This is a genomic window from Ensifer sp. Root127, assembly GCF_001425225.1.
Taxonomy (GTDB): Bacteria; Pseudomonadota; Alphaproteobacteria; order Rhizobiales; family Rhizobiaceae; genus Ensifer; species Ensifer canadensis.
The window spans coordinates 1-21,420 of the sequence record NZ_LMDX01000044.1 but is presented as its reverse complement, the minus strand read 5'-3'; the positions used below and the strand labels follow the sequence as shown (position 1 = coordinate 21,420).

The following is a 21,420-nucleotide window of genomic DNA, read 5'->3' as shown; positions in this document are numbered from 1 at the left end:
CAAGGCTAACATGTTGCGCATGCACACCGATATCGTCGACCTCCGAGAATTCTATCACTCCGAACTGGGCCGCATGGCCGAACAGTCCGTCACCATTGCGCTGTCTTCGGTCTGGGCGCGCCTGCCCGAGGAGCGGCTTGTCGGGCTCGGCTATGCCGTGCCCTATCTCGAGCGTTTCCGGAAGGACACGGAGCGGACCTTTGCTTTCATGCCGGCGGGGCAGGGGGCGGTGAACTGGCCGGTTGCCGAGTTGTCGTCGACCGCGCTGGTGTTCGACGAGGAATTGCCGCTGCCCGATTCTTCCATCGACCGGGTTTTGATGGTGCATTCGCTGGAATTTGCCGAAAGCCCGCGCGAGACGATGAAGGAGATCTGGCGGGTGCTGGCGCCGGGCGGCCGGCTGGTGATCGTCGTGCCCAATCGTCGTGGTGTCTGGGCGCGCATGGAGCATACGCCGTTCGGCTCGGGGCGGCCCTATTCGCGCGGTCAGCTGACGGCGCTTCTGCGCGAGACGAACTTCACACCCGGCGCCTCGTCGGAGGCACTGTTCTTCCCGCCGTCGAAGCTGAAGATGATCCTGCGCCTGCGCCGGGGCTTCGAGCGGCTTGGCCGCTCGCTCTGGCCGGTGTTCTCGGGCGTGATCGTGGTGGAGGCGCAGAAGCGGCTTTATCAGGGCCTGCCGGTTGCCGCGCGTGCGTCGCGGCGCGTGTTCGTGCCGGTGCTGGCGCCACAGGGTATCCCGAGCACCCGGGAGCGCCCGCGCGCCCAGCCTTGATCGCCACTCTGCCGGGCTTGCCGACCCTCGACAAATGCCGATTGCGCCGGTATTGGCTTGGCCTCATTTCCTGCCTTGAAAGCTGATCCGATGAGCCTTGCCTCGAAGAGCCCGCAGCCGCGTCCCGGCATTCTGGACATTGCCGCCTATGTGCCCGGCAAGGAGCATGCCCCCGGTGTCGCCAAGGTCCACAAGCTCTCGTCCAACGAGACGCCACTCGGCGCCAGCCCCAGGGCGATCGAGGCCTTCCAGGCCGCGGCCTTCAACCTGGAGCGCTACCCCGACGGCCAGGCCCAGGCGCTGCGCGCGGCGATCGGTGCTGTGCACGGGCTCAACCCGGCAAACATCCTGTGCGGCAACGGCTCGGACGAACTGCTCGGTCTCCTGTGCCACACCTATCTGGCGCCCGGCGACGAAGGCATCATCACGGAGCACGGGTTCGTGGTCTACAAGATCCAGATCATGGCCGCCGGCGGTACGCCGGTCATGGTCAAGGAGCGCAACGCGACCGTCGACGTCGATGCCATTCTCGCGGCGGTCACCGAGCGCACGAAGATCGTCTTCATCGCCAATCCGGCGAACCCGACTGGAACCTATATTCCCGTCGACGAAGTTCGCCGTCTGCATGCGGGCCTGCCCGAGGGCGTGCTTCTGGTGCTCGATGCCGCCTATGCCGAATATGTTCGGCGCAACGATTATGCGGCCGGGCTCGAACTGGTGTCGGCCAACCGCAACGTCGTCATGACCCGGACGTTCTCCAAGATCTACGGTCTTGCCGGTCTGCGTATCGGCTGGATGTACGCTCCGCCGCAAGTGATCGACGCGGTCGATCGCGTGCGCGGGCCGTTCAACCTCAGTGCGGCGGCGATTGCAGCCGGTGCCGCGGCCGTGCGCGATCAGGCCTTCGTCGCTGAGGCGGTCGACCATAACCTCGTCTGGCTGGAGCGTGTCAGCCGCGCGGTGGAATCGATCGGTCTCACGATCACGCTATCGGTTACCAACTTCGTGCTCATCCATTTCCCGGACGAGGACGGCATGCGTGCGAACGACGCGGATACGTTCCTCACTCATCGCGGCTACATCCTGCGTGCGATTGCGGCCTACGGCTTTCCCAATGCCCTGCGCATGACCATCGGCTCGCAGGAAGCCAATGAGGGCGTGATCGCGGCACTGACAGAATTCATGGGACGGAAATGATGACACAGCAGTTTGAAACGATCGCACTTATCGGCATCGGCCTCATCGGCTCATCGATCGCCCGGGAAATCCGAGACAAGCAGCTCGCCCAAACCCTGGTGATCTCGACCCGCAGCGAAGCGACGCTTTCGCGCGCCGAGGAGCTTGGCCTTGGCGATCGCTATACGCTGTCGGCTGCCGATGCGGTGCGCGGTGCCGATCTCGTCATCGTGTCGGTGCCTGTCGGTGCGTCCGGTGCGGTGGCCGCGGAAATCGCCGCCCACCTGAAGCCTGGCGCGATCGTCACCGATGTCGGCTCGACCAAGGGCTCGGTCATCGCCCAAATGGCGCCGCATCTGCCCGCCACGGTTCATTTCGTGCCAGGGCATCCGATCGCCGGTACCGAGCATTCCGGTCCGGACGCCGGCTTCGTCGGCCTCTTCCGCGGTCGCTGGTGCATCCTGACGCCGCCGGACGGCCAGGACGAGGAAGCGATCGCGCGGCTGCGGCTGTTCTGGGAAACGCTTGGTTCTATGGTCGAGCAAATGGATGCCGAGCATCACGACAAGGTGCTGGCGATCGTCTCGCACCTACCGCACATCATCGCCTACAACATCGTCGGCACGGCGGACGATCTGGAAGCGGTGACCGAATCCGAAGTCATCAAATATTCCGCGTCCGGTTTCCGCGACTTCACCCGCCTGGCCGCGTCCGACCCAACCATGTGGCGCGACGTCTGCCTGCACAACAAGGACGCGATCCTCGAAATGCTGTCGCGGTTTTCCGAGGACCTCGCCTATCTGCAGCGGGCAATCCGCTGGGGCGACGGCGACAAGCTGTTCGATCTCTTCACCCGCACCCGCGCGATCCGGCGGTCGATCATCCAGGCAGGTCAGGACACGGCCATGCCGGACTTCGGCCGTCACGCGATGGATCAGAAGTAGCCGATAAACGAAAGAGCCCGGGGCGTGGATCATCCACGCCCCGGGCTCTTTGTATTCTCGCGAAGGCCGCCAGAGCGAGCGGCTTTTCGCTGCACCGGGATCAGAGCGTCGGCAGCACGCCGATCGGGATGAAGGCGAGGAAGGCGGTGCCGTCGCGCACGTTGAGCTTGACTGTCGCCTCGTTCTTGCCGTTGGCCAGCGCCTTCAGCATGTTGGCCGTGTTGTTGACCAGGTTCGCATCGTCGGGGATCAGCGTGACCAGGTTTGTGCGCCAGGCGTCGATATTGGTCATCGTCAGCGAAAACTCGCCGGAGATCAGCCCCTGGTCGTTGACCGAGAAGGGGCCCGACAGCTTGGCGTTCATGCCCGAGCCAAGGTCGACTGTCATCTGGCGCAGTTCGCCCTTGCTCCCGCGCAGCATCGCCGGCGTCGGGATGCCGGAGCCCATCCAGCTCGCCTTGTCGACAAAGGTGAGGTCGGCGGCAAGATTGGCGGGTGGCGCGAAGCTTGCGCCGTTCTCAGGACGAAGATCGAGCTTGTCGACGCTCAAGGCCGCATCGAGATCGTTGCCGTTCTGACGCAGGTGCATTTCGCCGTGGCTGGCGCCGAAGCCGAAGCTGTCGCCGGTCAGCGGCAGGCGCACGGTGCCGGTCAGGTTGTCATAGGTCAGCGAACTGCGGTCGAGCCCGGAAAGGGTCGCCCTGACGCTTGCATGCAGCAGCGTCCAGTCGGCCGAGACATTGAGGTCGGGCGAAACGCGCAGTTCGGCCGGACCATCGAGCTCGATGATCGCATGGCTGGGCTGGTAGACTTGTGCCGCGGTCCGAAGCGCGCCGAAGGAGGCGGAGGCACCGCGGCGGGTGTCGTCGAGATTGACCTTGTCGCAGAACAGGCCGATGCGGAACGGGAAGCCGCGCACGTCCATGTTCGTGCACTCGCCGCCGAGCCCGTTTGCCCGGCCGTCCGCGAGCTGGGTCGTCAGGCGCTTCTCGACCTGGTCGGCGACGGCATACCAGCCGGCCGAATAGGCGGCACAGACGATCACTATGCCGGCGATAAGCCAGCGAAACTTCCGGCTGACCGGCGAGGGATTGGCGACTGCGGTTGCGGTCATGGTAACGCGTACTCCACCAAACTCAGATCGCGGCCGCCTTTCGGGTGGCGCCGCCGATCCTGCTTATTATCTTTCATTCTATGCACGGGAACGACTTGTCTCTTCCGTGCCGAGATGCTGTGCCGTAGAAAAACCGACATGGCTGGCCACCGATGAGCCGACGATTCGGCGATGAGCAGACAGCGCGGATTGAATGACAGTGGATATGGACGAATTTTGGGTCTTTGGCTACGGGTCGCTGATGTGGAACCCGGGCTTCCGGTTCGAGGAAAGATCGACGGCGCGGGCATTTGGCTATCGTCGGTCGCTTTGCGTGCGCTCTTGGGTGCATCGCGGTACTCAGCAGCGGCCGGGCCTGGTGCTCGGGCTCGACTATGGCGGCTCGTGCATCGGCGCGGCTTTTCGCATCGACAACGGCGAGAGGGCGGCGGTGATCGACTATTTGCGGGAACGCGAGCTTGTCACGCATGTCTACAAGGAAAAGACGATGCCGGTGCAGCTTGCCGACGGGCGGCGGGTTCCGGCGCTGACCTATGTGATCGACCGCGCCCATGTGCAGTATGCCGGAGCGCTGAGCGCTCCGGAGGCTGCGGCGATCGTCGCCGTCTCGTCGGGAAAGTCGGGTCCGAACAGCGAATACGTGTTCAACACGCTTGCCCACCTCAAGGAGATGGGCATTCGCGACCATTGGCTGGAAGAGGTCGTGGCGACCCTTAACGCATAATGTCCGGGATCAGGCTCGGTTTAGCCGCGGCCCATCGCCTTCAGTTCGGCAAGGCGCTGCTTTGCCGTCGGCGGCAGCGGCAGATGCGGGTTGTTTCTGACCGTCTCGATCAGAAGCTCGTCGCTTGCCGTCTCGGTCACCTCGATCAGCCTGGCGAGGAACTCGTCCGGATCGAGGCCCGCCTCGATCGGCGGCAGCACGCGAACCTTGAAATGGCCGGGGAAACGCAGAAACTTGCGGCGCGGCCAGAACAGGCCTGGATGCATGGCGACGGGCACAACAGGCACGTTGAGGTCACGGTAAAGTCGGGCGATGCCATATTTATAGTGCGGCGGTGCGCCGGGCGGCCTGCGGGTGCCTTCGGGATAGATGATCAGTTCTCGGCCGGACGCCATTTCCTGCTTGGTCCGATCCATGACTTCGGTCATGGCCCGGCCACGCGCGGCACGGTTCACCGGCACCATGCGCTGCTTGCGGACGTACCAGCCGAAGAGCGGGATCCAGGTCAGTTCGCGCTTGAGAATGAAGAAGGGATCGTTGAGCCAGGGCAGGAGCGCATAGACATCCCAGAACGACTGGTGCTTGGGCGCGAAGATGTAGCCGCTCTTGGGGATGTTCTCCAAGCCCTCGATCTCGAAGGTCGTGCCGACAATCTTTTTGAACAGCCAATGATTGCTGCGCGCCCAGTTCTTCGGAACGAACCAGGCCTTCTTCCGCGACACCAGAAAATAGGCCGGCGTGAAGACAATCATCTGCAGGATCAGATTGACGTAGAAGACCAGATTGAAAAGGACCGAACGCAGGACGATCATCAGCAGGCTCTCGAGGCGAGTTCAGGGATATCCAGCCCGTGGGCCGATGGATCGCTGCGTACACGAATAAACGCCGAAGGAAAACCGCCCGTCGTCACTTTGCTGATTAAGGGGTGGCAGCGATTATTCTTCGGCCGGTGTCGCACGCGAGGGAACGGTGCGCAATCCGCTCGCCGGGCGGGCACCGGCCATATCGCGCACGGAGGCGACGGAATACTTGCCGAACTCCAGCAGGATCGATTTCAGCACCATCGGATTGCGCAGCCAGTTCGTCGTCTTGAGGTCGGAGTTGACGACAGGATAGGCGATGAATTCGGTCTCCGGGCGGGCGCGACGCAACTCGAGCAGGCTTCGCGGCATATGGTAGTTGTTGGTCACAACAAGTACGCGCTTGTAGCCGTGATCGCTGATCCATTGGCTCGCCTCGGTCGCATTGCCGATCGTGTCGATCGCCTCGTGGCCGATGTCGACGCAGCATTTGAAGAGATCGGCCGAGCTTTGGGTGTTGCGCCGGATCTGGCTGCCGGTGGTCGCCGGGTGGACGCCCGAAATCAGCAGCCTTTTGCCGGCCCCGGATTTCAAGAGGTCGACCGCCTGATCGATGCGCTGGAAGCCGCCGGTCAAGACGACGATCGCTTCCGCCTTCGGGTCTTCCGGCGGTTGCATGGACGCGACGGTATCGGCGAAATTGAGGAAGGCCGCGACCACGATCGCGAACGGCACAAGCAGAATGAAAAAGGTCCGGCGGAGAATTTTGCGCAAGGGACTACGGGGTCGGCGTTCCTGCTCGGCCCCGCCTTGCCATTTGCCTCCTCCGGCCATCCCGCTCCCGCGAAGTCCTTGCGCCATCATGATTCTCTTCAGATAGCGCCAGATTGCGGCAAGGAATGGATCGAATAAAGGTGAAACATCTGGGCGTCAGCTTTGGTAGGTATCCGTACGTCCGGGATCAGAGCGGATCAGGTCGATCTCGTAGATCGTGCGCGTTACCGTGAGCCGAGCCGTCAGCGTCGTCAACACCGCAATGACGATCATGATGGCAAGAATACCGAGATAACCACTGTAACCGATGGTGAACGTGCCGAAGAGGGCGGTGGCCTGGTCCGTTTCCGGCGTCGCCAATGTGCGCGATTGCCAGTAGCCAGCAAGCGCGAAGAACAGCGCCGCCAGCAGCCCGCCGGCGCCGGCCCCCTTGAGGCTTATTCTGAGGAAATGCTTCTGGAACTCCGATGCCACGAATCCTGCCTCGGCGCCGACGAAATGCAGCACTTCGACGATATGGCGGTTTCCGGACAGTGCGCCGCGCGTGGCGAAGATGACGGTCAGCACCATGGTCGAGAAAACGAGGATCAGCACGCCGGTCCCGATCATTGCCGTGGTGTTTGCCATCGCCACCAGGCGGTCGACCCAGGTACGGTGATCGTCGAGGAAGGCCTGCGGGATGATCTCGGTCAGCGCCTTGCGCATGGCTGCGAAATCGGGCGGATTGTTTTCATCGATGGTGATGATGACGAGGCGGGGAACGGGCAATTCGTCGAGATCGAGGCCTTCGCCGAGCCAGGGCTCAAGCAGGCGGGCCGTTGCTGCGCGGTCGACGATGTTGCCACCTGTCGCTCCGCTGAAGGTCAGGGCCAGATCTCGCGCATCGGCAAGCGCCTTTTCCATATCGAGACCGTCGTCCGGTTTGATCTGGATGGTGATCTCGCGGGAAATCTGGCTCTGCCAGCTTTGGGCCGTGGCGCGCACCATGCTGACACCGCCGAGCGTGAGGCAGGCGAGGAACGACATGATCGCGATCACGCACATCAGCGCGTGACCGGACACGTTCGTCGACGGCACGATCGGCCCCATCGGGCGCACGCGCATCTCCGTGCGGCGCGGCTGCTGCTGCGGTTCCGGTTGCTGCTCCGGCACCTCATGGGTGCGTTTGGTGCGGCCCTCACTCATAGATATCGAGCCGCCCTTGCGAAAGGATCATGCGCCGCGCCTCGACCTGATCCATCAGCGACAGATCGTGGGTGGCAATGACGACGGCGGTGCCGAGCCGGTTGAGTTCGAGGAAGAGGTTCAGCAAGCGGCGGGCCATCGGCGGGTCGACGTTGCCGGTCGGCTCGTCCGCAAGCAGGATTTCGGGGCGGTCAATCAGCGCGCGGGCGATTGCCGCGCGTTGCTTCTCGCCGCCGGAAAGTACGGGCGGCAGCACATTGATGCGCTCGCCAAGCCCAACCCATTTCAACAGTTCGAGCACGTCGGCGCGGTAGCTCGATTCGTCCTTGCCGCGCACGCGCAGCGGAAGCGCAACGTTCTCATAGGTGGTCAGATGATCGAGCAGGCGGAAGTCCTGGAAAACGATGCCGACGCGCCGGCGCAGCATGGGGAACTCTTCGCGCGGGATCGACGAAATGTTGCGGTCGAACATGCGGATCAGACCGCGCGTCGGCTGCAGCGAGAGGAAGAGCAGGCGCAACAGCGTCGTCTTGCCGGCGCCGGAGGGGCCGGTGAGGAATTGGAACGACCGGCGCGGAATGTCGAAGGTCAGGTCCCGGAGAATTTCCGGCCCCATGCCATAACGCAATCCGACGTTCTCAAAATGAATCAATGGGTACCCATCTCTCTCACGACCCGTGCGGTTCTGCTTGGGGACGGCTATCTGCGCATAGGACGCCAAGCGCCGAAAGGCAAAACCGCCAGCGGAATCATGGTTAAGCAGCGGTTAATTTTTCATGAAAAGACGCCGCTTTCACGGCCTCTTTCCGAAGCATTAACCATTTCGGTTTACGTGTCGGAAAGATTTGATGCAATGCCCTGATTCTTGCACCGCCAGGGATCGGCGCATTGCCCGATGGTTTCGCATGGATGGCAGGTCCGTCCGCGATCCAGGAGGAAAAGGCGATGCAGGCATTCCGCACGAAATCGGCTGGAGCCGCGGCCTATGCCGATCTGCTGCCACCGGACCGCGGTCCACGCGAAGCTGCACCCGCGCCGCGCCGCGTCGACTATGTCGACGCCGAATTCGAGACCGTTTCGGCGACGGCCCGCCGCAATCCCTATCCCGTTTTCAATGACAATCGGCGGCACACTCGACGCCACGGCCCGACATTGACGGTCGTTCGCGACGAGAAGGCCGCCCTCAGGCGCCTGTTGTCTCTCGCCGAGACTTGGTTGCGCGCCATGCCGGCACGTCGGTTCGCCGCGCTTGTCGCAGCTTTCGCCCTTGCGGCGTTTGCGGCTATCATCGTCCTTTCGACCGGTGACGGGGTCGAAAGCGAGCCATTGGCGATCACCGACGTCACTGCGTCGCTCGATTATTCCGGCGGCATGCGGGTACTTTCGGTCTACGGCTCCATCGACAATTCCTCTTCCGCCCTGCAGCGACTGCCGTTGGTCGTGGTGGATGTGGTCAGCAATGGCCGCAAGGTTACGGCGACGCGATTGATGCCGGAGGGTGCCGCCATCGCACCCGGCGAGAGCCGCCGCTTCGTGACCAGGCTCCCATATGCAGGTGGAAAAATGCCCGAGGTGAAGGTTTCCTTCGCCGAAAACGGTGTCTCCGTGCGCTGATTGTGCTAAGCGGGCGCAAAAGGGAAGGCGTTTGTCTTCCGGATGAAACGCTGGAGAAACCGCATGCCCGTCGTTCGCGGAAAGAATATCGAGCCCCTTTATACGGCAGAGACGATCGCCGCACGCAACACCGAGCTTGCCGACATGATCGTCGAGGGTCCGCACAAGGACCTTCTGGTGATCGCGGTGCTCAAGGGCTCGTTCATCTTTGCCGCGGACCTGATCCGCGCCATGCACAACACCGGCCTGGCACCGGAAGTCGAGTTCATCACGCTGTCGAGCTACGGGCTCGGCACGGTCTCCCAGGGCGTAAAGATCATCAAGGACATCGATAGCGACGTGCATGGCCGCGACGTGCTCCTGATCGACGATATCCTGGAATCCGGGCGCACCCTGCGTTTTGCGAAGGAACTGATGTACGAGCGCGGCGCGCGCAACGTCACCATTGCGGTGCTGCTCGACAAGCGCGTCAAGCGCAAGGTCGAGCTCGAGGCCGACTATGTTGGCTTCGAATGCCCTGATCATTTCGTCGTCGGCTACGGCATGGACGTGGCTTACGCGTTCCGAGAACTGCCCTTCGTTGGCGTCGTCACCGGCGACGCCGAGTAGAGACGAGAATGTGCAGCGCTGCGGCGTTTGAGATCGCGGCGCTGTAATGACCTCCAGGCCGCGTTCAGCGCTCGAAGCAGGGCCGCTGTAAAACGCGCATTCCGAAATCCAGCCGCCCGGCGTTTACCGAACACAAAGAAAAAGCTGGTTGTTTGGGGTCGTGTCGCGTTTCGCCCCCTGGGATGCCACGTGCCGCTGCGGACTGCCTCACGATTCTTGTGAGTGTTGCCGTATCCATTGGAATGGGCCGGCCTCTTCGCGAGAGAGCCGTGCCGTTGCAGCGAACGCGGGAGGCCATGATGGCGAAGATCCTGATTACCGAGGACGAGGATGCATTGCGCTCCTTCGTCGCCCGGGCCTTGAGGCTCGATGGACATGAGACCGTGGAGGCTGGAGACGGCGCAGATGGGCTTGCCTGCCTGCAGACCGAGAATTTCGATCTGCTGCTGTCAGATATCCGCATGCCCGTCATGGACGGCATCGAATTGACGCATCAGGCGTCCGCAGCCTTTCCGGCGATGAAGATCCTGCTGATGACCGGTTACGCCGAACAGCGCGAGCGGGCCGACGATCTCGCCGACAAGATCGTCGACGTCATCTCCAAGCCCTTTTCCCTGCCTGACATCCGCAAGGCGGTGGCCCTGGCGCTCGCTGCCTGACGGGTCCCCCTCCATCGCCCGATCGTGGGCGAGGCATTGATTGTTTGGCGATCTGACAAATTGAATACGGCCCTGGCGCGTTTCCGCTCCAGGGCCGTCGTCGTTTCCGGCTCTTTTGGCCGAGGGTCAGCGCATGTCGAGCAGGCGTTCGAGATACTGGCGCTCGGCCTCGGGCGACAGCGTGTTGCCAAGGCGGCGGCGGATTTCGTCGAGAATCTCACGCGCCCGCTGGGTGTCGATTTCATCGGGAACTTTCACCTGGTCGCCGAAGTCCGGACCGGCATTCTGCTGGCGTCGACCGAGCGGGTCGCGACCATTCTGGCCGTATTGCGGGACGCCCTGACCGGGTCCTTGTCCCTGGGCCTGCATCTGGTTCATCATGTCCTGGGCGCCGTCACGCAGCGCCTGCAGTGCGCGGCCCTGGCTGCCGACGGCCGGTTCGCCCTGGCCCTTGCCAAGGGAGCCGGAGGCGCCTTCCATTTCGCGCTTGGCGTCGCCGAACCCCTTGCCGGGCTTGATGCCAAGGCTCTCCAGACCCTTCTGCAGTTCGCCGAGTTGCTTGCCCAACGCATCCTGCTGCTGCTTCAGCTGCTTCAGCGCTTCCTTCAGTTGCTCGGCGGTCATGTCGTCGAGCGGGCCGTTCTCGTCACCACGCTGGCCCGGATCCTGCGGCATGTCCTGACCATAAAGCTCGTTGTCCTCGCCCTGCAGCGGGTCGCCGCGCTGCATGCGGTCTCGCTGCGCCTGGTCGAGCTTGAACGTCTCGTCCATCAGCTTTTGCTGCTCCTGCATCAGCTGGCCGAGCTTGTCCATCTGCTCGCGCATGGCGTTGTTCTGTTCGCCCATCTGTTGCTGGCCGCGGTTGGCCTGCAGGTTGTTCATCAGACGCTGAAGCTCCGACAGCATCTGACGGGCCTGGTCGCGCGCACCCGATCGCGCCAGGTTCTCGATCTGGTTCATCATCCTGTCCAGATCCTGTTGGCGCAGAACATTGTTCTGATCCGGATTGGCGGCCATGCGCGGGTTTTTCGCGGCCTCCTTGGCCAGCGCCTGCATATATTCCTGCATGGCCTCGCGCAGTTCCTTCATCAGCTTGGCGATTTCCTCGTCGGGCGCATTGCGATCAAGCGCATCCGACAACGCCTGTTGCGCATCGCGCAGACGTCGGTCGGCGAGCGACAGATCGCCATCCTCGATGCCTAGCGCGATTTCCCAGAGATGCTTGGCGGCGTCGCGCAGCATGTCGTCGTTGCGCGCCAGCGCCATGCGCGAACGTGCCGATTTCAGGAGCAGGAAATGGGTGAGGTTGGGGATCGTTTCCTCGGCGAAGCTGGCGATCGCGTCATTGAGGTCGATCGCCCGCGGCAGGTCGTTGGCGTTGAGTGCAAAGACCTGTCGCTGTTCGGCAACGGCGCCCGCCAGCGGATTGAAGAATTGCCGCGCCGGAAGGATCATGTCCTGCGGCACGCTTCTCCCCTCCTGACCGGCGGCATCGCGGGCAACGAGGGTGACGCGAACGCGCTTGCCGGCCAGCGGATGTTCGCTGAGGTTGCGGCTGGTCGTGCCCTTGGCCTCGCGGGCGTTGCGGCGCGGCAGGTCGAGACGATACTCGGGAAGCGGATAGAGCGGCCGTGCGTCCTTCGCCTGTTCGTCCAAAGGCTTGATCTCAGCCCAGGCCTGAGCGATGCCGTAGTCGTCGCTCGCCAGGAAGGCGATGTCGAGCGAGGCATTTGGGGTGGGCTTTGGCAGGCCGTCAAAGGCGATCTGAGGCACGCTGTCGGGGGTGATCTTGAACGTCCACTTCTGGCCACCGACGGAGAGTTCGCCGTCCTTTACGATCTTGTAGAGGTGATTGCGCACGGCATTGTCGGGCGCCTTCTGGGCGGCCGGTTCCGCTGACGCAGTCTTTTCGTCCGGCTTTTCCCCGGCGGTCGGGATGACGATCGCGTCGGCCGATCCGTGTTCCGAATAGCGGACGGCTTCTTCCGTGCCGGCGCCAGTGACGCGCACGGTCAGATCGCTGAACTGCGGAATGGTAATCGCCGCCGTTTCGTCAGATGGGGACGCGACGCCCTGGCGGCCCGTGAGGAAGACGGGCGCACGCCCGGTATAGGCGGGCGGTGTCACCCAGGCATCGACCCGGATGTCGGCGACTTCGCTTGCTGGCTGCGGCAGGTGGAAGGCGTCCGAGAGAAGCCCCGCCCGGTTGGAATAGGAATAGGCGAAAGCGACGCAGGCGATCAGAACCGGCAGCGCCCGCAGCGCGAAAGGGTCGTGGCGGGCAATGTCGGGACGCGGCAGGCCCGTGTCGAGGGCACGGATCATCCCCGCCATGCGCGTCTGATGTTCGCGCCACAGCGCCTCGCCGAAGGCGCCGCCGGTTGCCGGAATGTCGTCCTGAACACGGATCGCCTGGTGGGGAAGGGCGTTGCGCTCTTCCAGCATCCGATCGGCATCGACGTTCCCAGGTAATCTCAACCGGGTCAGCGGAACGAGGGAGGCGATGAAGGCGACGAGAAAGCCCAGAAGCAGGGCGGCATGCAGCCAAAGCGGAGCAATGCGGAAGAGGCCGAGCCAGGCGGCCGACAGAAACAGGAGCACGATCGAAGCGGGAACGAGGGCGCGCGGCAAAACCTGCTCGGCGATCAACACCGCCCGCGCGACAAACCTTTTCAGCGCCAGCGTTCTGGCAAACGACTTCGGTTGTGGCGTTTCATCCTGCCGGAATTGCGTCATCCGCCCAAGTTCCCTTTCGGTCGCTCATGACCGCTCGTGACCGACCTATTGAATGATCAGGATAACATCGTTTGTGGCGAAGACGAGGGCGACAACAAAATCGTGATCGCCCGCGCGGGCGATCCACAGATCATCGTCCGATCCGAAAGACTGCTCAGTCGAGCCAGTCCGGAACCGAATCAAGCCCGATCAGGTCATCGTAGCTTTGGCGCGGCCGGATCACGTGGAAGCGATCGCCCTTGACCAGCACTTCCGGGATCAGCAGCCGGCTGTTGTAGGTGCTCGCCTGGACAGCGCCATAGGCGCCGGCAGAACTGATGGCGAAGAGATCGCCCGGCTTCGGCATGGCCATTTCGCGGTCAAGCGCCAGATAGTCGCCGGTCTCGCACACCGGGCCGACGACGTCGGCCTTGATGCGGGGCGCATTGGCGGCTGAAATGCGAACCGGCCTGATCTCGTGATAGGCCTCGTAGAGCGTCGGGCGGATCAGGTCGTTCATGGCGCCGTCGACAATGACGAAGGTCTTGTCGCCGCCATCCTTGACGTAGATGACCTCGGTCACGAGGATGCCGGCGTTGCCGACGATCAGCCGGCCCGGCTCGGTGACGATCTTGCAGCCGAGCGACTGCAGCTGGCTCTTGACGATTTCGGCATAGGCATCGGGCAGCGGCGGCGGATTGTTGTCTTCCTTGTAGGGAATGCCGAGACCGCCGCCGATATCGACGTGATCGATCGCGTGGCCGTCGCTGCGTAGCGTGTCGACCAGTTCGCGCAGCAGCTTGAAAGCGTCGTCGAAGGGCTGCAGCTCGGTGATCTGGCTGCCGATATGCATATCGATGCCGGTGACCTGGATGCCGGGCAGTGTCGCGGCATGGGCGTAGACGGCGCGGGCACGCTCCCACGAAATGCCGAACTTGTTTTCCTTCTTGCCGGTCGAGATCTTCGAGTGGGTGCGCGCGTCGACATCCGGGTTGATGCGGAAGGAGACGTGAGCACGCTTGCCGGCGCGAACGGCGCGCTGGTTCAGGACCTCGAGTTCCGGTTCGGACTCGACGTTGAAGCAGTAGATGCCGGCCTCGAGCGCCAGGTCCATTTCCTGCGGGGTCTTGCCGACGCCGGAGAACATGATGCGGCTTGCCGGAATGCCGGCGGCCAGCGCGCGGCGCAACTCACCGCCCGACACCACATCGACGCCGGCGCCAAGGCGCGCAAGCGTCTTCAGCACGGCCTGGTTCGAATTGGCCTTCATGGCGTAGCAGACCATCGCATCGACGTCGGCAAAGGCCTTGGAGAAGACCTTGTAGTGCCGCTCGAGCGTCGCCGTCGAGTAACAGTAGAAGGGCGTTCCGACGGCGCGGGCGATGTCGGTCACCGGCACGTCTTCGGCGTAGAGAATTCCGTCGCGGTATTCGAAATGGTTCACGGGGCGTGGCTCGGCTTAGAGGAGGGGATCGAGCAGGAAAGGGCGGTCGTCAGCCTGTTCTTTCTTTTCGACAGTTCCGGCAGGGGCCAGGGTGTTGATCGGCGCCGTCGAGCCGGGTCGGTCGAGGTCGCCCTTGCGTCCACAACCGACAAGAACCAGCCCGGGGATCGCCAGAAGAAGCGCAAACCGGGCCGCCTTCGTGAATGTCATCGTGATTTTCCTTCGCGGGGACTGATGCTGGTGCGATGTCTTATCGATTTTTCCGGCGCTTGTGCACCCTGATTCTGCGACGGGATTCAGCCCCTTGCGCTCAGGCACGTCGTTGCCCCGAAACCGCAACGCGGTCTCGGGGGACAAGCATCAGTTGCGCGCGCGCCACCAGGCGATCTGCTTGCGAACCTCGTTCGGTGCGGTGCCGCCGAAGGACGTGCGACTGGCGACCGAGGCCTCGACGGTCAGCACGTCGAACACCTTGGCGGTGATCGAAGGATGGATCGACTGCAGGTCTTCAAGCGAGAGGTCGGCGAGGTCGCAGGCCTTCTGTTCCGCAAGGGCGACGGCGCGGCCGGTGACATGGTGGGCGTCGCGGAAGGGCAGGCCGGCCTCGCGTACCAGCCAGTCAGCAAGGTCGGTCGCTGTCGAATAGCCGGAACCGGCAGCCGCCTTCATCCGGTCGGCCCGAATGGTCATGTCGCGCACCATGCCGGTCATCGCGGCAACGGCGAGTTCGAGGCTCTCGGCCGCGTCGAAGACCTGTTCCTTGTCTTCCTGCATGTCCTTGGAATAGGCGAGCGGCAGGCCCTTCATGACGGTCAGAAGCGCGATCAGCGAGCCGTTGATGCGGCCGGTCTTGGCGCGCACCAGCTCGGCGGCATCGGGGTTCTTCTTCTGCGGCATGATCGAGGAGCCGGTCGAAAACGCGTCGGACAGACGAATGAAGCCGAACTGCGGCGTCGACCAGATGACGATCTCTTCGGCAAGGCGCGACATGTGCGTGGCGGCGATTGCGGCAATCGACAGGAATTCGAGCGCGAAGTCGCGGTCCGAAACTGTGTCGATCGAATTGCGGGTGGGGCCGGCAAAGCCGAGTGCGCTCGCGGTCATGTGCCGATCGATCGGGAAGCCGGTGCCGGCAAGGGCGGCCGCGCCGATCGGGCTTTCATCCATGTGCTCGATGGCGTGGCGCACGCGCGAGCGGTCGCGGCCGAACATCTCGACATAGGCCATGCAGTGATGGCCGAAGGTGACGGGCTGGGCCGTCTGCAGATGGGTGAAGCCGGGCATGACGGTCTCGGCATGTTCCTCGGCGCGGTCGAGGAAGGCGGCGATCAGGCCGGTCAGCGCCTTTTCGGTCCTCTGCAGCTCTTCCTTGACCCACAGACGGAAATCGAGCGCCACCTGGTCGTTACGCGAGCGGGCCGTGTGCAGCCGGCCGGCGGCCGGGCCGATCAGGGTCGCAAGCCGGGCCTCGATGTTCATGTGGATGTCTTCGAGGCGGCGAGAGAATTCGAACTGGCCGCTTTCGATCTCTGACAGGATCGTGTTGAGACCGTGAACGATCTTGTCTTTGTCCTCGGCCGAAATGATGCCTTGATGCGCCAGCATGGTCGCATGCGCTATTGAGCCGCGGATGTCCTGAGCATAGAGCTTCTTGTCGAAGCCGATCGAGGCATTTATCTCCTCCATGATCGCGTCCGGACCCGAGGCGAAGCGACCGCCCCACATCTGGTTGGAGGTTTTTGTCTCGGAATTGCCGTCAGCCATGAAGAATGCCCGCCTTGGAGAATGAAATGCCCGACCAGAAGAAATCCCCCCCGGCCGTGAAATTGTTCGCGCTCGCCGCCTTGTTCGGCGTGATCATCGGTGCGGCTGCGGTATACGTGAAGGAGACGGGGTCTGGCAATGCCGAGCCGACCGAAACGGCAGCTGCCGTCTGCCCGTTGACGGGCGAAAAGGTCGCCTCGCTGACGCCGTTCATGAAGGGCCAGGTGGCGGCGATGTCGCCGGCCGCCTCGCCACGCCCGATCGCACTCGATTTCAACGACCCGGACGGCAAGCCGACGACGGTTGCCGCCTTTGCCGGCAAGACGATGCTTGTCAATCTCTGGGCCACCTGGTGTGGCCCCTGCCGCGAGGAAATGCCTGCCCTCAACGCGCTGCAGAAGTCCCTCGGCAGCGACAAGTTCGAGGTGGTCGCGATCAACATCGACGTCGGCGACGACGAGAAGCCGAAGGCCTTCCTCGACGAGACCGCCGTGCACGACCTGCGCTACTATCGCGATGCGTCAATGGGCGTCTTCAACAATCTGAAGAAGGAAGGCCTTGCCTTCGGCCTGCCGGCAACCTTGCTGCTCGACGACAAGGGATGCCTGATCGGCTCGATGAATGGCCCGGCGGCCTGGAACAGCGACGATGCCAAAGCGCTGATCAAAGCGGCCACGGGCGGGTAGGCGTCACTCTCCGTGGGTTGTGGTGCGGTTGTCGCGCAACAGGTGCCACTGCACCTTGTGGGGGGTGAAATGCTCTGCCGCTGCACGTTCCCACAACGGCGTGGGATGGTCACCAACGATGAAGATGTCGGTCGGCGGCAGGTTCGGGTCTGTGGCAATAGACGCGACGCCGTCAAAAACGTCAGCCCACAGCTCGGTAAGCTCGCAGACTTTCGTATTGGCAATTTCAGCTGCGTCACTGCCGCATTTGAAATTGCCTCCCTGCTTAGGCACGTAAGGTATATGGGAATTTAGTGTCAGCCAGTATAGGAGTTTCCGCTCAGCCGGGTTTGTCGTCAGCCGGTCGCGGACGGCACTTGCAATGTCGTTGTCGCACAGACCCGTGAAAACGCTGCCGCAGCGCTGGTGAAACCTATTGCTGTCGGTCGCAAGGCCTTCAAGGAAGTGCGATTCGAGAAAACCGATTCTTGGATACCACTTGTCCCGTTCGAACATCCTCTGCGAAAAGCCGTGATAGGAGATTGTTCGATAGCCCCGATCAGCCATGGCGGCCGGAAAGCAGTCGTAGCTGGTCCGGCGAAGATAATCGGTGTGATCGCCCCATTGTCCGCAGAGTTCGCGGGATTCAGCGCCCGTAGTCGAACCCTCGAAGTTGCTGAGGCCACTTGAAAGTTCATAGCGCCCGGTATCCAGTGCTGGCTGCAGACGCCGTGAAAGAATTGCAGTGTGCTCAGGGCTGGAGAATGCGCCAAGCCCTTCCACCATTACGAACAACAAGTTGCGACCACCATTCGCTACAGCGGCGGCGTCGATACCATTGATCGAGAGTGCGCTTTCAAATGAGTCAGCAGGTTGCTTCAGGAAAGGGCGATTGATATGGCGCTCCAACATCACCACGCTGAAAGCGACGAGAGCCCCTGGCAGTAGCGATGCGCCTCGCAATACCTGTCGATTGTGATTCACGAGGCAGGCGATTGCAACGCCATTCGCGATAAAGAGGCTGATCACGACGACGTAAAATACGGAAGAGGTGAGATCCAGCGATGCCATGTAGCGCACCGACTGGATTGCAGCGCCGAGCGGCAGGTGGAACGCTACCATAACCACGAGGCCGAAATCGATGAGGGCAATGAGCGGGAATAGCAGGTAGGCCAACGTAGGTTTGGCGCGCAGCGCGAATAGGCCTCCAATCAAGTAAAGGAATGGCGAAAGCGGTCGTGCGGCCACATAGAACGGCAAGACCAGCAGCATCATCAGATTAGGCGCTAGGCCGAGGATGAGCGCCAAGCGCCACGCCCTCGCACTCCAAAGTGAGGGGAATGACCGTGCCGCCATTGAGGATATCGCTTGCGAAATCATATTCTCTCCCACGTGACTAGGAGAGGGCGTAACAGAACTGTCTTTAAGCTAAGTTACCAGTATGGCGAGCAAATTCCTTGTCGCGCAAGATGTAGGGTTGTGGATCCCGCGGAGATTGGACGTTCTTACTTGAACAGAATCCTATGTTCGAGACCTAGCGGGTCGGCACCGGCACGTCGCCGCGGTAGTCGTAGAAGCCGCGGCCGGACTTGCGGCCGAGCCAACCAGCTTCGACGTATTTTACCAGGAGCGGGCAGGGGCGGTATTTCGAGTCCGCCAAGCCGTCGTGCAGGACCTGCATGATCGACAGGCAGGTGTCGAGACCGATGAAGTCGGCGAGCTGCAGCGGACCCATCGGGTGGTTGGCGCCGAGCTTCATGGCGGTGTCGATCGCCTCGACCGTGCCGACGCCCTCATAGAGGGTGTAGATCGCCTCGTTGATCATCGGCAGCAGGATGCGGTTGACGATGAAGGCCGGGAAGTCTTCGGCGACCGTGACGGTCTTGTCGAGCGTGCCGACAAATTCCTTGGCGGCCTTGAACGTGCCTTCGTCCGTGGCGATGCCGCGCACGAGCTCGACCAGCTTCATCACCGGAACCGGGTTCATGAAGTGGATGCCCATGAACTTTTCCGGACGGTCGGTCGCAGATGCAAGGCGGGTGATCGACAGCGAAGAGGTGTTGGTCGCAAGCAGCGCTTCCGGCTTCATGATCGGGCATACCTGGCCGTAGATCTTGCGCTTGATGGTTTCGTCCTCGGTGACGGCCTCGATGACGAGGTCCACCTGCGACAGGTCGTTGATGTCGGACGAGCCCTTGATCAGCGCCAGCGCGCTCTTGCGAGCCTCGTCGGTCATCTTGCCTGATGACACCTGGCGGGCAAGGTTGCCGTTGACGGTGGCGAGGCCCGCCTCGATGCGATCAGCGGCAAGATCGTAGATCTGCACCTTGTATCCGGCCATCGCCGAAACATGCGCAATGCCGCAGCCCATTTGCCCGGCACCAATAACTCCGACCGTCTTGATCATCGCGGCGAACATCCATCTTCAAGAATTTTGGCGGCCGTGCCGCCGTCACATACGAAAATACCGGGCCGGTCTGGCCGGCCCGGTAGATTGTTAATGCCAAGTCCGCGCTTTTGCCAGCCCTTTTCCTTGAGGCTCGGGAAGTGCGGTTGGCGAATGGTTACAGCGCCTTTTCGAGCTCCGGCAGGGCTTCGAACAGGTCGGCGACGAGGCCGTAGTCGGCAACCTGGAAGATCGGCGCCTCCTCGTCCTTGTTGATGGCGACGATCACCTTTGAGTCCTTCATGCCGGCCAGATGCTGGATCGCACCGGAGATGCCGCAGGCAATGTAGAGATCGGGGGCGACCACCTTGCCGGTCTGGCCGACCTGCCAGTCGTTTGGGGCATATCCGGCGTCGACCGCCGCGCGCGATGCACCGACGGCTGCACCGAGCTTGTCGGCAACCGGCAGGATCACTTCCTTGAATTTTTCCGACGAGCCGAGTGCACGGCCACCCGAGATGATGATCTTGGCCGAGGTCAGCTCCGGACGATCCGACGACGACAGCGCGTCGGCAACGAAGGTCGACAGACCCGGATTGGCCGCAGCCGCGATCGTCTCGAGCGAAGCCGAGCCACCTTCGGCAGCGGAGGCGAACGAGGCGGTGCGCACGGTGATGACCTCTCGACAGACCCGGATTGGCCGCAGCCGCGATCGTCTCGAGCGAAGCCGAGCCACCTTCGGCAGCGGAGGCGAACGAGGCGGTGCGCACGGTGATGACCTTTTTCGCTTCCGTCGTCTGCACCGTCTGGATGGCGTTGCCGGCATAGATCGGACGCTTGAAGGTATCGGACGAGACCACCTCGGTGATTTCGGAAACCTGGGCAACATCGAGAAGCGCTGCAACCCGCGGCAGGACGTTCTTGCCGACCGAAGTRGCAGCAGCAAGGATGGTGTCGTAATTGCCCGACAGCGAAACGATCAGCGCCGCCAAGGGTTCGGCCAGATTGTTGGCAAGGCTTGCATCCTCGGCCACCAGCACCTTGGCAACGCCGGAAAGCTTGGCGGCCTGGTCGGCAGCCGCCTTGGCACCGGCACCGGCCACCAGCACATGCACGTCGCCGCCRATTTTGGCGGCCGCCGTCAGCGCCTTTGCSGTCTGGTCGGAAASGTGGCTGCCGYCGTGGTCAGCCAGAAGCAGAATAGCCATGGTTTTGTTCTCCCTTTCGGTTCGAGCTCAACGATCCCTTGGCGATCGGAGCTCAACGGTTCTGACGTGGTTCATGCGTTTGTCCGCAAACCGGTTCCCACTTTGCGGAMGCATGAACTAGAGCACGCCGGCTTCGGTCTTGAGCTTTTCGACCAGTTCGGCCACCGACTTGACCTTGATGCCGGCCTTGCGGCCTTCCGGCTCCTCGGTCTTCAGCACCTTCAGCCGCGCSGTSGTGTCGACRCCGAAGTCGGCAGGGGTCTTYTTGTCGAGCGGCTTCTTCTTCGCCTTCATGATGTTGGGAAGCGAGGCATAACGCGGCTCGTTCAGGCGCAGGTCGGTGGTCACCACCGCCGGCAGCTTGATGTCGATCGTCTGCAGGCCGCCGTCGACCTCGCGCGTCACCCTTGCTGTGCCCTCTGGTGCCTTGCCGTCACCGATYTCGACCTTGGAGGCAAAGGTGCCCTGGGCCCAGCCCAATCATCATCGATCGCCTGCTTGCCGACGATGATCAGCCCCGGCTGTTCGGCCTCGGCCACACCCTTGACGATCTTGGCAACAGTGAGCGGCTCGACCTGGTCGTCGGTCTCGACCAGGATCGCCCGRTCGGCGCCCATGGCSAGCGCCGTSCGCAGCGTTTCCTCGGCCTTGGCCGGACCGACCGAGACGACCACGACCTCGTCGGCCTTGCCGGCTTCCTTCAGCCGCAGCGCYTCTTCCACCGAGATCTCGTCGAACGGGTTCATCGACATCTTCACGTTGGCAAGCTCGACACCCGAGCCGTCAGCCTTCACCCGGATCTTGACGTTGTAGTCAACCACCCGCTTRACCGTCACAAGTATTTTCATGGAAGTATTTTCATGG

The 21,420-nt window shown here is 62.7% G+C and carries 19 protein-coding genes and 2 pseudogenes; 8 read left to right on the top strand and 13 right to left on the bottom strand.

Annotated features, from left to right (window positions below):
* The first annotated feature begins 10 nt into the window (after positions 1-10).
* The 3 genes from ASD03_RS29815 (at position 11) to ASD03_RS29805 (ending at position 2,895) form a co-directional block, all read left to right on the top strand.
* Positions 11-775, top strand: coding sequence for a class I SAM-dependent methyltransferase (locus ASD03_RS29815; protein WP_025424648.1), 765 nt, complete (start codon positions 11-13; stop codon positions 773-775).
* Positions 776-865: 90 nt separating this feature from the next.
* The gene (hisC, locus tag ASD03_RS29810) at positions 866-1,972 is read left to right on the top strand and encodes a histidinol-phosphate transaminase (protein WP_025424647.1); all 1,107 of its coding nucleotides are present in this window, start codon (positions 866-868) and stop codon (positions 1,970-1,972) included.
* Positions 1,969-2,895 carry a prephenate/arogenate dehydrogenase family protein gene (locus ASD03_RS29805; protein ID WP_025424646.1) on the top strand — a complete coding sequence of 309 codons (927 nt, stop codon included), beginning with the start codon at positions 1,969-1,971 and terminating at the stop codon, positions 2,893-2,895. The genes hisC and ASD03_RS29805 overlap by 4 nt, the downstream gene beginning before the upstream one ends.
* Before the next feature lie 100 nt (positions 2,896-2,995).
* Here ASD03_RS29805 and ASD03_RS29800 read toward each other — a convergent pair whose 3' ends face one another.
* Positions 2,996-4,009, bottom strand: a complete 1,014-nt coding sequence (locus ASD03_RS29800) for a DUF2125 domain-containing protein (protein WP_025424645.1) — start codon at positions 4,007-4,009, stop codon at positions 2,996-2,998.
* Between the two features lie 193 nt (positions 4,010-4,202).
* On the opposite strand from ASD03_RS29800, the gene ASD03_RS29795 reads away from it, so the two are divergent.
* A complete protein-coding gene (locus tag ASD03_RS29795) occupies positions 4,203-4,733 on the top strand; it encodes a gamma-glutamylcyclotransferase (RefSeq protein WP_038575656.1) in 531 nt (176 codons plus the stop codon).
* A 20-nt stretch (positions 4,734-4,753) separates the two neighbouring features.
* On the opposite strand, the gene ASD03_RS29790 is transcribed toward ASD03_RS29795, so the two are convergent.
* From ASD03_RS29790 to ftsE, 4 genes are all read right to left on the bottom strand, one after another.
* Positions 4,754-5,545: a 1-acyl-sn-glycerol-3-phosphate acyltransferase gene (locus ASD03_RS29790; protein WP_057206564.1), complete on the bottom strand. Its 792-nt coding sequence runs from the start codon at positions 5,543-5,545 to the stop codon at positions 4,754-4,756.
* A gap of 123 nt (positions 5,546-5,668) precedes the next feature.
* Positions 5,669-6,367 (bottom strand): YdcF family protein, encoded by a 699-nt coding sequence (locus tag ASD03_RS29785; protein WP_025424643.1) that lies wholly within the window; start codon positions 6,365-6,367, stop codon positions 5,669-5,671.
* Positions 6,368-6,463: 96 nt separating this feature from the next.
* Positions 6,464-7,492, bottom strand: coding sequence for an ABC transporter permease (locus tag ASD03_RS29780; RefSeq protein WP_025424642.1), 1,029 nt, complete (start codon positions 7,490-7,492; stop codon positions 6,464-6,466).
* Positions 7,485-8,144: a cell division ATP-binding protein FtsE gene (gene ftsE, locus ASD03_RS29775; protein ID WP_063934108.1), complete on the bottom strand. Its 660-nt coding sequence runs from the start codon at positions 8,142-8,144 to the stop codon at positions 7,485-7,487. The genes ASD03_RS29780 and ftsE overlap by 8 nt, the downstream gene beginning before the upstream one ends.
* Before the next feature lie 257 nt (positions 8,145-8,401).
* On the opposite strand from ftsE, the gene ASD03_RS29770 reads away from it, so the two are divergent.
* The 3 genes from ASD03_RS29770 (at position 8,402) to ASD03_RS29760 (ending at position 10,374) form a co-directional block, all read left to right on the top strand.
* Positions 8,402-9,106 (top strand): hypothetical protein, encoded by a 705-nt coding sequence (locus tag ASD03_RS29770; protein WP_225906529.1) that lies wholly within the window; start codon positions 8,402-8,404, stop codon positions 9,104-9,106.
* A 63-nt stretch (positions 9,107-9,169) separates the two neighbouring features.
* Complete coding sequence (gene hpt / locus ASD03_RS29765; RefSeq protein ID WP_025424639.1) at positions 9,170-9,715, top strand: hypoxanthine phosphoribosyltransferase; 546 nt, start codon at positions 9,170-9,172, stop codon at positions 9,713-9,715.
* Positions 9,716-10,014: 299 nt separating this feature from the next.
* Complete coding sequence (locus tag ASD03_RS29760) at positions 10,015-10,374, top strand: response regulator (protein WP_025424638.1); 360 nt, start codon at positions 10,015-10,017, stop codon at positions 10,372-10,374.
* A 126-nt stretch (positions 10,375-10,500) separates the two neighbouring features.
* Here the strand turns inward: ASD03_RS29760 and ASD03_RS29755 are convergent, their stop codons facing one another.
* From ASD03_RS29755 to argH, 4 genes are all read right to left on the bottom strand, one after another.
* A complete protein-coding gene (locus ASD03_RS29755) occupies positions 10,501-13,110 on the bottom strand; it encodes a TIGR02302 family protein (RefSeq protein ID WP_057217887.1) in 2,610 nt (869 codons plus the stop codon).
* A 154-nt stretch (positions 13,111-13,264) separates the two neighbouring features.
* A complete protein-coding gene (lysA, locus tag ASD03_RS29750) occupies positions 13,265-14,533 on the bottom strand; it encodes a diaminopimelate decarboxylase (RefSeq protein WP_025424636.1) in 1,269 nt (422 codons plus the stop codon).
* Between the two features lie 15 nt (positions 14,534-14,548).
* A complete protein-coding gene (locus ASD03_RS29745; protein WP_038575652.1) occupies positions 14,549-14,743 on the bottom strand; it encodes a lipoprotein in 195 nt (64 codons plus the stop codon).
* 150 nt (positions 14,744-14,893) lie between these two features.
* Positions 14,894-16,297, bottom strand: coding sequence for an argininosuccinate lyase (argH, locus tag ASD03_RS29740; RefSeq protein WP_025424634.1), 1,404 nt, complete (start codon positions 16,295-16,297; stop codon positions 14,894-14,896).
* Positions 16,298-16,323: 26 nt separating this feature from the next.
* Between argH and ASD03_RS29735 the strand changes: the two genes are divergently transcribed.
* On the top strand, positions 16,324-16,983 hold the full coding sequence (locus ASD03_RS29735) for a TlpA disulfide reductase family protein (RefSeq protein WP_057217885.1): 660 nt from the start codon (positions 16,324-16,326) through the stop codon (positions 16,981-16,983).
* Positions 16,984-16,986: 3 nt separating this feature from the next.
* Here the strand turns inward: ASD03_RS29735 and ASD03_RS29730 are convergent, their stop codons facing one another.
* From ASD03_RS29730 to ASD03_RS29715, 4 genes and pseudogenes are all read right to left on the bottom strand, one after another.
* Positions 16,987-18,270, bottom strand: coding sequence for a sulfatase-like hydrolase/transferase (locus tag ASD03_RS29730; protein WP_158071676.1), 1,284 nt, complete (start codon positions 18,268-18,270; stop codon positions 16,987-16,989).
* Between the two features lie 226 nt (positions 18,271-18,496).
* Positions 18,497-19,369 carry a 3-hydroxybutyryl-CoA dehydrogenase gene (locus tag ASD03_RS29725; RefSeq protein ID WP_038576434.1) on the bottom strand — a complete coding sequence of 291 codons (873 nt, stop codon included), beginning with the start codon at positions 19,367-19,369 and terminating at the stop codon, positions 18,497-18,499.
* A 157-nt stretch (positions 19,370-19,526) separates the two neighbouring features.
* Positions 19,527-20,556 (bottom strand): annotated as a pseudogene (locus ASD03_RS29720) (electron transfer flavoprotein subunit alpha/FixB family protein).
* Positions 20,557-20,673: 117 nt separating this feature from the next.
* A pseudogene (locus ASD03_RS29715) lies at positions 20,674-21,404 on the bottom strand (electron transfer flavoprotein subunit beta/FixA family protein).
* Positions 21,405-21,420: the final 16 nt, after the last annotated feature.